The 10,588-nt window shown below is 69.2% G+C and carries 10 protein-coding genes and 2 pseudogenes; 8 read left to right on the forward strand and 4 right to left on the reverse strand.

What is annotated here, in order from left to right; all coding sequences use genetic code 11:
• Positions 1 to 103: pseudogene (locus A9X05_RS32445) on the forward strand (hypothetical protein); the annotation flags it as partial.
• Between the two features lies 1 nt (position 104).
• Here A9X05_RS32445 and A9X05_RS26935 read toward each other — a convergent pair.
• Together A9X05_RS26935 and A9X05_RS32450 are read right to left on the reverse strand one after the other, a co-directional pair.
• Positions 105 to 950 carry an aldo/keto reductase gene (locus A9X05_RS26935; protein WP_156669945.1) on the reverse strand — a complete coding sequence of 282 codons (846 nt, stop codon included), beginning with the start codon at positions 948 to 950 and terminating at the stop codon, positions 105 to 107.
• Positions 951 to 956: 6 nt separating this feature from the next.
• Positions 957 to 1,154, reverse strand: a pseudogene (locus A9X05_RS32450) (oxidoreductase); the annotation flags it as partial.
• A 235-nt stretch (positions 1,155 to 1,389) separates the two neighbouring features.
• Here A9X05_RS32450 and A9X05_RS26940 point away from each other — a divergent pair.
• The 6 genes from A9X05_RS26940 to A9X05_RS26965 all read left to right on the forward strand — a co-directional run bounded on the left by A9X05_RS26940 (position 1,390) and on the right by A9X05_RS26965 (position 6,529).
• A complete protein-coding gene (locus A9X05_RS26940) occupies positions 1,390 to 2,505 on the forward strand; it encodes an alpha/beta hydrolase (RefSeq protein WP_067785216.1) in 1,116 nt (371 codons plus the stop codon).
• Between the two features lie 75 nt (positions 2,506 to 2,580).
• Positions 2,581 to 3,339, forward strand: a complete 759-nt coding sequence (locus tag A9X05_RS26945) for a DsbA family protein (protein WP_067749877.1) — start codon at positions 2,581 to 2,583, stop codon at positions 3,337 to 3,339.
• Between the two features lie 7 nt (positions 3,340 to 3,346).
• The gene (locus A9X05_RS26950; RefSeq protein ID WP_067749879.1) at positions 3,347 to 3,970 is read left to right on the forward strand and encodes a vitamin K epoxide reductase family protein; all 624 of its coding nucleotides are present in this window, start codon (positions 3,347 to 3,349) and stop codon (positions 3,968 to 3,970) included.
• A 10-nt stretch (positions 3,971 to 3,980) separates the two neighbouring features.
• The gene (gene rsmD, locus A9X05_RS26955; RefSeq protein ID WP_067785219.1) at positions 3,981 to 4,535 is read left to right on the forward strand and encodes a 16S rRNA (guanine(966)-N(2))-methyltransferase RsmD; all 555 of its coding nucleotides are present in this window, start codon (positions 3,981 to 3,983) and stop codon (positions 4,533 to 4,535) included.
• 77 nt (positions 4,536 to 4,612) lie between these two features.
• Positions 4,613 to 5,095 (forward strand): pantetheine-phosphate adenylyltransferase, encoded by a 483-nt coding sequence (gene coaD, locus A9X05_RS26960; protein WP_067785222.1) that lies wholly within the window; start codon positions 4,613 to 4,615, stop codon positions 5,093 to 5,095.
• Positions 5,096 to 5,275: 180 nt separating this feature from the next.
• Complete coding sequence (locus A9X05_RS26965) at positions 5,276 to 6,529, forward strand: trans-acting enoyl reductase family protein (RefSeq protein WP_067785225.1); 1,254 nt, start codon at positions 5,276 to 5,278, stop codon at positions 6,527 to 6,529.
• A gap of 1 nt (position 6,530) precedes the next feature.
• Here the strand turns inward: A9X05_RS26965 and A9X05_RS26970 are convergent, their stop codons facing one another.
• Together A9X05_RS26970 and A9X05_RS26975 are read right to left on the reverse strand one after the other, a co-directional pair.
• Positions 6,531 to 7,220: a flavodoxin gene (locus A9X05_RS26970; protein ID WP_067749886.1), complete on the reverse strand. Its 690-nt coding sequence runs from the start codon at positions 7,218 to 7,220 to the stop codon at positions 6,531 to 6,533.
• Between the two features lie 78 nt (positions 7,221 to 7,298).
• Positions 7,299 to 8,528: a permease gene (locus tag A9X05_RS26975; RefSeq protein ID WP_067785228.1), complete on the reverse strand. Its 1,230-nt coding sequence runs from the start codon at positions 8,526 to 8,528 to the stop codon at positions 7,299 to 7,301.
• A 284-nt stretch (positions 8,529 to 8,812) separates the two neighbouring features.
• Between A9X05_RS26975 and A9X05_RS26980 the strand changes: the two genes are divergently transcribed.
• On the forward strand, positions 8,813 to 10,588 hold a 1,776-nt coding region (locus tag A9X05_RS26980; RefSeq protein WP_156737023.1), incomplete at its 3' end, for a type I polyketide synthase.

Here is a 10,588-nt window from a genome sequence, read left to right on the forward strand (position 1 = left end):
CGCAATGCAGTTCATCGCCGTGCTGCGCGGCTACGCGCTGCCGGTGGACCAGGCGTCGACCGGTGTGCTCCGCCAGGCGGCCGCCACCTGCCCGGCGGGTTAGCTCAGGCGCCCTCGAAGGTGTTGGGATCCGGGCGCAGCCGGGTGCCGTCGTTGAGCCCGTTGATCGCGTCCATGTGGTCGGCGGCCAACTCGAAGTCGAACACGTCGAGGTTGCCGGCGATGTGCTCGGGGTTGGCGGACCGGAAGACCACCGCGTTGCCCAGCTGCAGGTTCCACCGGAGCAGCACCTGAGCCGGCGTCTTGCCGTACTCGCCGGCGACCGAGGTCACCGTCGGGTTGTCCGTGAGCTTGCCGAGCGCCAGCGGTGTGTAGGCCTGGGTGACAACGTTGTGCTCCGCGTTGGTCTTGCGGACGTCGGCCTGGTTCAGCAGCGGGTGCAGCTCGACCTGGTTGACCGCCGGGGTGACGAAGGTCAGGTCGATGACGTCGGTGACGTGCTGCTCCGTGAAGTTCGAGACACCGATCGAGCGCGCCAGCCCGTTCCCGCGGCACTGGATCAGCCCGCCGAACGAGTTCACGTACTCACCGCGCGACGGCACCGGCCAATGGATCAGGTACAGGTCGACGTACTCCAGGCCGAGCCGCTCCAGGCTTTCCTTGCAGGCCTCCTCGGCCCGCAGGAACCCATGGTCGGCGGCGGCCAGCTTGGTGGTGACGAACAGCTCGGCGCGGGGGATCCCGGAGGCCGCGATGGCACGGCCGACGGCGGCCTCGTTGCCGTAGGCCGACGCGGTGTCGACCAGGCGGCAGCCCATCTCCAGCGCCGCGGAGACCGCCCGTTCCGTCTCGTCCTCGGACAGGTCAGCGACGCCCAAGCCCAGCACCGGCATCGTGTTTTCGTCATTAAGAGCTATCGAGGGCACGGCAGCGCCCGACTCGCCAGCCAATGTCATTCACCTGCCTGTGGAATTGAAGTTTCGTGGGCCCAACCGGGCGCCATCAAGCGAGGAGATCGACGCCATTCCATCGGCGCTGAATTCCAGGCGCTGAGTTCGAAATCGAACACGTCGAAGCTGCTCGCAATCCGTGAGGCGGTTACCGGCTTGGGGATCACGATATTACCGAGCTGGAAAATACCACCTCAGCGACACCGGGCCGGGCCGCGGTGGTCTGGACCCCGGTCTTCTTTTTGGGATATTCGTCACCACGTAGAGTTGGCACACGGCTCACCGGAGCGGGCCACCCGTCCAGCCGGTACCCGGACGCGCAGCGCGGCCACCGACCGCACCCGCTCGGTGGCCGCCGAACACCGGAAGAGTCCGAGACGGTGCGGAACGAAAAATCGTCCGTCGTCGAGCGTCGCCACGTTATGTACAGGGAGTGCCCATGACCAAGAGCGTGCCCGCGCCGGACCTCCATCTCGGCGTCAAACACGCGCCCATGCGCCTGACCAGTCGCATGCAGGGCGCCGTCTCCACGATCGGTGTCAAGGTCATCCCGTGGATCCCGACCCCCGCCAAGCGCGCGCTGTTCGGCGGCCGCTCGGTGACCATCGACGGCAACACGCTGGACGCCACGCTTCAGCTGATGCTCTCCGGCCTGCGCGCCGTCGGCATCGACGGCCTGGTGGTCGACGACGACGCGGCCGCGTCCCGCGCTCAGTTACGGCAGATGTTGCTGGAGCTTCCCGGGCCGCAGATCCACGTCGACGTCCGTGACCTGACGCTGCCCGGACCCGCGGGTGAGATCCCGGCGCGGCACTACCGTCCCGCCAACGGCGCGTCCGCGCCGATGCTGGTCTTCTACCACGGCGGTGGGTGGTCGATCGGCGACCTGGACTCCTATGACGCGCTGTGCCGGCTGACGTGCCGCGACGCCGGCATCCACGTGTTGTCCATCGACTACCGGCTGGCCCCCGAGCACCCGGCCCCGGCCGCAGTCGAGGACGCCTACGCGGCCTTCAGATGGGCGTACGACCACGCCGAGGAACTCGGCGCCGCGCCCGGCCGGGTCGCGGTCGGCGGGGACAGCGCGGGCGGCAACCTGGCGGCCGTCGTCTGCCAACAGGCGCGCGACGAGGGTGCCCCCGCCCCGGTGCTGCAGTGGCTGATCTACCCGCGGACCGATTTCACCTCGCAGACCCGTTCCCTGGGCCTGTTCGCCCGCGGCTTCCTGCTGACCAAACGCGACATCGACTGGTTCGAGTCCCAGTACCTGCGCGGCTCGGGCGTCGACCGGGCGGATCCCCGGGTATCCCCGCTGCTGGCCGAGTCGCTGGCCGGGCTGGCACCGGCCCTGATCGCGGTCGCCGGGTTCGATCCGCTGCGCGACGAGGGCGAGAGCTACGCGGAGGCGCTGCGGGCGGCCGGGACCGCGGTCGATCTGCGGTGCATGGGATCGCTGACGCACGGCTTCGTCAACTTGTTCCAGCTCGGCGGCGGCAGCGCCGCCGCGACCACGGAGTTGATCTCGGCTCTGCGGGCCCACCTGAGCCGGGTCTGATCTGTTGCGCCGTCGGCGCCGGTAATCTAGAGGCGCCCACGAACGACCACCCGATTACCGAAGGATCGCGCAACTGTGGCCGACAAATCCAAACCGCGCTTTGACATGAAGGCGGCCGACGGTAAATCGGGCCGACTCGTGCAGATCGGCGGGACCGCCGTCGTCGTCATCTTCCTGGTCGCGCTGGTCTCCTACATCGTGGTCACGCACCACAAGAAGACCGCCGCCATCGGCGCGGGCGACACCGTGCGGGTGACCTCCAGCAAGCTGGTCACCCAGCCCGGGACCAACAACCCCAAGGCCGTGGTGACGTTCTACGAGGACTTCCTTTGCCCGGCCTGCGGCAACTTCGAGCGGACCTTCGGTCCGACGGTGTCCAGGCTGATCGACGTCGGCGCCATCGCGGCCGACTACTCCATGGTGTCGATCCTGGACAACGCCAGGAACCAGAACTACTCGTCGCGGGCGGGGGCCGCGGCCCTGTGCGTGGCCGACGAGTCGATCGACGCGTTCCGCCGATTCCACACCGCGCTGTACACCACCGACCTGCAGCCCAGCGAACGCGGCACCAGCTTCCCCGACAACGCCCGGCTGATCGAGCTCGCCCGCGAGGCCGGCGTCGTGGGCAAGGTGCCCGACTGCATCAACAGCGGCAAGTACATCGCCAAGGTCACCGGCGAGGCGTCGGCCGCGAAGATCAACGCCACGCCGACCATCAAGATCAACGGCGACGACTACGACCCGTCCACACCGGACGCTCTGGTGGCCAAGATCAAGAGCATCGTGGGCGACGTGCCGGGCATCGACGGCGCCACCGCCCCCCCGGCCGCCTGATCACCCGGTGTCGACCCAAACCGCCGACCTGACAGCGGAATCGCCTCAGGAAGCGCGCGTACCGGCGGCCAGCGCGTGGTGGGTGCTGATCGCCGGCGTGATCGGCCTGGCCGCCTCCGCAACGCTGACCGTGGAGAAGATCGACCTCCTGCTCAACCCGGCGTATGTGCCGTCGTGCAACTTCAACCCGATCCTGTCGTGCGGCTCGGTGATGGTCACCCCGCAGGCGTCGGTGCTGGGTTTTCCCAACCCGCTGCTCGGCCTGGTGGCCTTCACCGTGGTGGTCGTCACCGGGCTGCTGGCGGTGACGAAAGTGTCGTTGCCGCAATGGTATTGGATCGGGTTGACGATCGGGCTGCTCGCCGGCGCGGCGTTCGTGCACTGGTTGATCTACGAGAGCCTCTACACGATCGGCGCGTTGTGCCCGTACTGCATGGTCGTCTGGGCGGCCACCGTCACGCTGCTGGTCGTCGTCGCGTCGATCGTGTGGCGCCCGGCGCTGCAGCGCCGCGGACGCGGTGTGGGCTGGGTGCTGTACCAGTGGCGGTGGTCCATCGTCGCGCTGTGGTTCACCGCGGTGTTCCTGCTGATCATGGCGCGGTTCTGGGACTACTGGTCGACGCTGCTGTAGGCGTGGGCACGTGACCCGCATCATCGGCGGCGTGGCCGGCGGCCGGCGCATCGCCGTCCCGCCGCGCGGGACCAGGCCGACCACCGACCGGGTGCGTGAATCGCTATTCAACATCCTGACCGCGCGAAAAGACCTGACGGGCGCGGCGGTGCTGGATCTCTACGCCGGTTCGGGCGCATTGGGATTGGAGGCGCTGTCGCGGGGGGCGGCCTCGGCTCTGTTCGTGGAGTCCGATCAGCGCAGCGCGGCCGTCATCGCGCGCAATATCGACGCCCTGGGTTTGGCGGGCGCGACGGTGCGCCGCGGCGCGGTCGCCGCCGTCCTGGCCGCCGGAGCCGCGAACCCCGTCGACCTCGTCCTGGCGGACCCGCCCTACGACGTGGCGGCCGCCGAGGTGGAGGCCGTGTTGGCCGCCCTGGTCGCCCACGGTTGGGCGCACTCCGGAACCGTGGCGGTGGTGGAGCGCGCGGCCAGCGGTACGCCGTTGACCTGGCCGGCCGGCTGGTCCGTGCGGCCGCCACGCGTGTACGGGGACACCCGGTTGGAGATGGCCGAGCGGCCGTGAGGCCGGCGTGTAGCGTCTTTCGTCATGTGCGCCGCTCCTTCTCATCTCGTTGTTCTGCATCGTCGCCGGCGCGCGTCATGAGTGGCGCGGTATGCCCGGGCTCGTTCGACCCGGTGACGTTGGGGCACATCGACGTCTTCGAACGCGCCTCGGCCCAGTTCGACGAGGTGGTGGTGGCGATCCTGTCCAACCCCGCGAAGAAGGGCATGTTCGACCTCGACGAGCGGATCGCCATGATCAACGAGTCGACCACCCATCTGCCCAACCTGCGCGTCGAGGCCGGACAGGGTCTGGTGGTCGACTTCGTCAGGTCGCGGGGGATGACCGCGATCGTGAAGGGCCTGCGCACCGGCACCGACTTCGAATACGAGCTGCAGATGGCGCAGATGAACAAGCACATCGCCGGGGTGGACACCTTTTTCGTCGCGACGACACCACGGTATTCGTTCGTCTCGTCGTCGTTGGCCAAGGAGGTCGCGACATTCGGGGGCGACGTGTCGGAGCTACTGCCCGAACCGGTCAACCGCCGCCTGCGCGAAAAGCTCGCCGGCCGCTCCTGAAAGGCCCCGGCGCACCGGACGGTTCGGACGCACGCGATGAAATGCCCTGCGCCAGGCGGGTCCCGGGACCCGTCGGCTCATACCGGATCCGATTTTCCCGGACGCGACCCACGCCCGTCGGGTGACGAGATACGGTCGCTGAACCGCTCTTCGCCGAGGAGCGGGTGAGGAGATCCGGCGATGAGCCCAACCGAGCGCGACTTCGACATCGTCGTGTACGGCGCCACGGGATTTTCCGGCGGGTTGACGGCCCGCTACCTGGCCGGCGCGGCCGGTGCGGCCCGCGTCGCGCTGGCCGGGCGCTCCCGGGACCGGCTGGCGGCGACCCGCGGCGCGCTCGGCCCGGCCGCACGGGATTGGCCGCTGATCGTGGCGGACGTGTCGGACCCGTCGACGCTGGACGCCATGGCGGCCCGCGCCCGGGTGGTGCTGACGACGGTCGGTCCGTACACCAATTACGGACTGCCGGTGGTGGCGGCCTGCGTCAAGGCCGGGACGGACTACGCCGACCTCACCGGGGAGGTGATGTTCGTCCGCGACAGCATCGACCGATACCACCAGCAGGCCGTCGAAACCGGCGCGCGGATCGTGGTCTCGTGCGGATTCGCCTCCATGCCTTCGGATCTCAACGTCTATCAGCTATATCGGCGGGCGGCCCGCGACGGCGCCGGGGAACTCTGCGACACCACCTTCGTGTTTCGCTCCTTCTTCCAGGGCGGCGGTTCCGGGGGCACGGTCGCCTCGGAATTCGAATCCATGCGCACGGCGTCCGGCGACCCGCAAGCCCGTCGCCTGATGAACGACCCGTACACCCTGACCACAGACCGAAGGGCCGAACCCGATCTCGGCAGGCAACGGGACTTCCCGTGGCACGCGGGCGGCCGGATCGCGCCCGAGCTCGCCGGCTTCTGGCTGGGCCCGCTCGTCTGGGGGCCCCACAACACGCGAATAGTTCGGCGCAGCAACGCATTACAGCACTGGGCCTACGGCAGGCGATTCCGTTACTCGGAGACCATGAGCCTCGGCAGGTCGTTCGCGGCGCCGGTCGCTTCCGCGGCCGTCGCGGGGGCGCTGGCGGCCGGGTGGGCGGTCGGCACCAGGCACTTCAGGCGGGTGCCGCGGCGGTGGCTGGCGCCCCTCGCGAAGCCGGGCACCGGCCCCGGCGAGGCGATGCGGGAGCGCGGCCACTACGTGGTCGAGACCTACACGACGACGGCCTCCGGCGCCCGCTACCTGGGCACCTTCGCGCAGCAGCGCGACGCGTACGACGCGACCGGAGTCCTCCTCGGCGAGAGCGGTCTTGCGCTGGCGCTTGACCGTGATCGACTCAGCGACCTGACGGGAGTGCTCACCCCGGCGGCGGCGATGGGCGATGCGCTGCTGGCGCGGCTGCCGGCCGCCGGGGTGTCTATGCACACCATCCGGCTGAACTGAGTCAGGACGCCGCGCTGCGGGCGGCCAGTCGATCGGCGAGCGAGCGGGCGAAGATCCGGGTCTGCTCCAGCTGGTGCGGCTGGATATTGGTCGCCGGAATGCGCAACCCGAAATACCGATCCCGGTATCGGCCCGACCGCAGGTAGCTCATCAGCGAGAGTCCGGAGGCGATCTGGCCGCCCAGGTACTCGAAATGGACCCCGCCCAGGTAGCGACCGCCCTGCTTCTCGCCCAGCCTGCGGACCGCCGCGAAATTGCCGCGCCAATAGCGACGGCAGACGGCGAACGCCGCGAAGGGCTTGCCGGCGAGCAGCTTTCGCGCCTCGTCTGACTTCAGGAAGGTTCGCATCGGCATGTTCATGGTGAACCACCATGTCGAGGAACCGATGCAGATCAGGTCGTAGGCGGCGTTTCGCACCTCGTCCGGGGTTTCGATCTCACCCGTCGCCCGCCGCAGCTGGGCGGGCAGCACGCTCAGGAGGTCGAGCGCCGCGTGCCGCAACGGAAAGACGCTGAACCGCTGCGAATACCGTTGATCGGTGAAGGTGATCGCGGCGCGGTGCACCTCCCACCCCCGTTCGCTGAACACCTCACCCGCGGTTTCGAGCACGGCGAGCACCTGCCCGGTGAACGTGTAGTAGAGGAGCAGGACGCGGGGCCGGGGGCCGTGATCGGCCGACATGTCCGTCATCTTTCAGCCACTCCTTCTCGACCGTTGCCGATCGCTTCGGAGCATCATCGCCGGTGGATGCGGTTCTGGGCAATCGGGCTAGTGAGGTTGCTGGCCGTGGTCGTGGTGGCAGTCGTGCTCATGCTCGGCATCGGGGGAACCGCCCATCATCCGCAGCATGGGCATGCCGCCGGAGGTGACGAACCGGATGGCCAGCACCGCCGCGACGGCCAGGAAGGCGATGTTGAGCCACGTCGTGTAGTTCCACGAGATGGCCGCCTCCATGACGGTCGCGTTCCGCTGGGTGGGAATGAGTTTGGTTGCGCCGAAGAGCAATTCGATCAGATAGCCGGCCGCCACCATCGAGGCGTAGAACGTGCCCAGCAGGGTCAGCATCATCTTGGTGCCGTAGTACTTACGGTAGATGTTCAGGATCGGCAGGATGAGCAGGTCGGCGTAGATGAACGCGATGACCCCGCCGAAGCTGATGCCGCCGTTCCACAGGACCGCGGCCAGCGGCACATTGCCGATCGAGCAGACGAAGGAGACGATCGCCACGACCGGTCCCACGATCGGTCCCCATAGCGCCGACAGGCCCGGGTCGTCGGCCAGAAAGAAGCCGCGCCAGAACGCTGCGGGCACCCACGCCGCGATCGCGCCGGCGATCAACAGGCCCAGAACCAGATCCCGCAGGATCGCCAGCCACTCCATCACGAACACGTGCGAAACCGAGGTGAAGCCCTCTCCGGAGAAGAGCCGTCGCCAGAACGAACCCTGCCGCTGGATCGACATGTCCATGGCGGCGTGGCCCTCCATCGATCCGGCGATGCCCCGCTCGGCCTGCGCGCGGGCGGCGTCGATCAGGCGTGACCGCACGAACAACCGGAACAACACCGCCAGCACCACGATCATCAGCGGCCCGCCGACGAACTCCGCGGCGGTGAACTGCCAGCCCATCAGCAGGGCCAGGATGATGCCCAACTCGACGACCAGGTTGGTCGACCCGATCTCGAAGGCCATGGCGGCGGTGAAGCTGGCGCCTTTGCGAAACAGCGAGCGGGCCAAGGCGACCGCGGCGTAGGAGCAGGACGACGAGGCCGCACCCAGCCCCGCGGCCACGGCCAGCGTGCGCGGCCGGTCGTCGCCCAACAGCGAGACGATGGTCGAGCGCCGTACCACCGCCTGCACCACCGCCGACAGGGCGAAGCCCAGGATCAGCGCCCACAGAATTTCCCACGTCATCGACCCGGCAACCGCCAACGCGTGCCCGACCGCCCCCAGCGCCGTGTGTGTCACTTGATCCCCGCTTCGTGGCTCGGATACTCTCATGCACGCTATACCCCAAGGGGGTATTGCGCAACCGGGCGACCGGCCCCCGGCTGCGGCCGAAAACACCAGTTCACCGGCTCGCGACGGGGCGGCACCGGCCGAAATCCCCTATTCGACCCACCCCGATTGCTTCGAGCGTCTAAGCTTGGCGCTTCGTTGGGTTCCGCGTCGAAACCCGCTCGGGTTGGGGGGCGCGAGCGACGCTGCGCTGCGCCCTCTCAATTGCACTGATGCCGGTGATACTCGCAGCATCGCCGGTTGGCCTGAGACGAGGTTGAGCGGCGATGGAACCACGGGTCACCCCCATTGCGGTCATCGGAATGGGATGCCGGCTTCCGGGCGGGATCGACTCGCCCGACGCGTTCTGGCAAGCGTTGCTGCGGGGCGACGACCTGGTGACCGAGATCCCGCCCGACCGGTGGGACGTCGAGGACCACTACGACCCCGAGCGCGGGGTGCACGGCCGGTCCGTGTCACGTTGGGGCGGCTTCATCGACGACGCCGGCGGTTTCGACGCCGCCTTCTTCGGCTTCGGCGAACGCGAAGCGACCGCGATCGATCCGCAGCACCGCTTGCTGCTCGAGACGTCGTGGGAGGCGATCGAGCACGCGGGCATCGCGCCGCCGTCGTTGAGCGGCTCGCGGACCGGGGTGTTCGTGGGGATGTGCCAGCAGGACTACACGCTGATCAGCGGCGACGCGGGTGTGATGGAGGACGCCTACGGCTACACCTGCACCCCGTTCAGCATGGCCTCCGGCCGGATCGCCTACGGGTTGGGCCTGGTGGGCCCGGCGATCACGCTCGACACCTCGTGCTCGTCCGGCCTGCTCGCCGTCCACCTGGCGTGCTCGAGCCTGAACACCGGCGAGAGTGATCTCGCGCTGGCCGGCGGCGCCATGCTGGTGCTGGATCCGCGGGTGTCGGCGTCGGCGTCCGCGCAGGGCATGCTTTCGCCCACCGGACGCTGCCACACGTTCGACGTCGCGGCCGACGGGTTCGTCCGTTCCGACGGGTGTGCGGTGGTGCTGCTCAAGCGCCTGCCCGACGCGGTGCGCGACGGCGACCGGATCCTGGCGGTGGTCCGCGGCACGGCGGTCAATCAGGACGGTCGTTCCGAGACGATCACGACGCCGTCCGCCGATGCGCAGGCCGCGGTGTACCGGGCGGCGTTGGACGCGGCCGGAGTCGACCCGGCCACCGTCGGCATGGTCGAAGCCCACGGCACCGGAACCCCGAAGGGCGACCCGCTCGAATTCGCCAGTCTCACCGAGGTTTACGGAGCCGGTGGCAATCGTGTCGCGCTCGGATCGGCCAAGAGCAACGTCGGGCACACCGAGGCAGCGGCGGGCGCGGTCGGATTGGTCAAGGCGGTGCTCGGGCTGCGGAGCGGTGTGGTGCCGCCGATGGCCCACTTCACCCGCCTGCCCGACGAACTTGCCCGCATCGAAACGGGATTGTTTGTGCCGCAGGAGGTTACGCCGTGGCCGGACAAGGGCGAAGGCCCGCGGCGGGCCGGGGTGACGTCGTTCGGGATGTCGGGCACCAACGTGCACGCCGTCCTCGAACAGGCGCCCGACCCCGACGTCGACGGGTTCGGCGCGGAAAGCGCACGGTCGCTACTGTTCCCGCTGTCGTCCACCTCCGCCGACGAGCTGCGCCACACGGCGCGGCGGCTGGCCGAGTGGGTGTGCGACCACCGGGAAACCGTGTCCGCCGCCGACCTGGCCTACACCCTGGCGCGGCGACGCGCGCACCGGACCGTGCGCACCGCGGTGACGGCGGACAGCATCGACGGGCTGATCGCCGGGCTGCGCGAAATCGCCGACGGCGAAACCCCTTTCGCGCCGGCGGCCGGTCATGACGATCGCGGGCCGGTGTGGATCTTCTCCGGCCAGGGCTCGCAGTGGGCCGCGATGGGCGCCGAGCTGCTGGCCAAGGAGCCGGCGTTCGCCGCCGCCGTCGCCGCGGCCGAGCCGTTGATCGCGGCGGAGTCGGGTTTCTCGGTGACCGAGGCGATGTCGGCGCCGAAGACGGTCACCGGCATCGACCGGGTGCAGCCG

Source organism: Mycobacterium sp. E3298 (assembly GCF_001666895.1).
Taxonomy (GTDB): Bacteria; Actinomycetota; Actinomycetes; order Mycobacteriales; family Mycobacteriaceae; genus Mycobacterium.

Coding starts and splice junctions, on each gene's coding strand:
- A9X05_RS26940 (WP_067785216.1), top strand. CDS start 1,390: ATGACCAAGAGCGTGCCCGCGCCGGACCTCCATCTCGGCGTCAAACAC.
- coaD (WP_067785222.1), top strand. CDS start 4,613: ATGAGTGGCGCGGTATGCCCGGGCTCGTTCGACCCGGTGACGTTGGGG.
- A9X05_RS26965 (WP_067785225.1), top strand. CDS start 5,276: ATGAGCCCAACCGAGCGCGACTTCGACATCGTCGTGTACGGCGCCACG.
- A9X05_RS26970 (WP_067749886.1), bottom strand. CDS start 7,220: ATGACGGACATGTCGGCCGATCACGGCCCCCGGCCCCGCGTCCTGCTC.
- A9X05_RS26975 (WP_067785228.1), bottom strand. CDS start 8,528: ATGAGAGTATCCGAGCCACGAAGCGGGGATCAAGTGACACACACGGCG.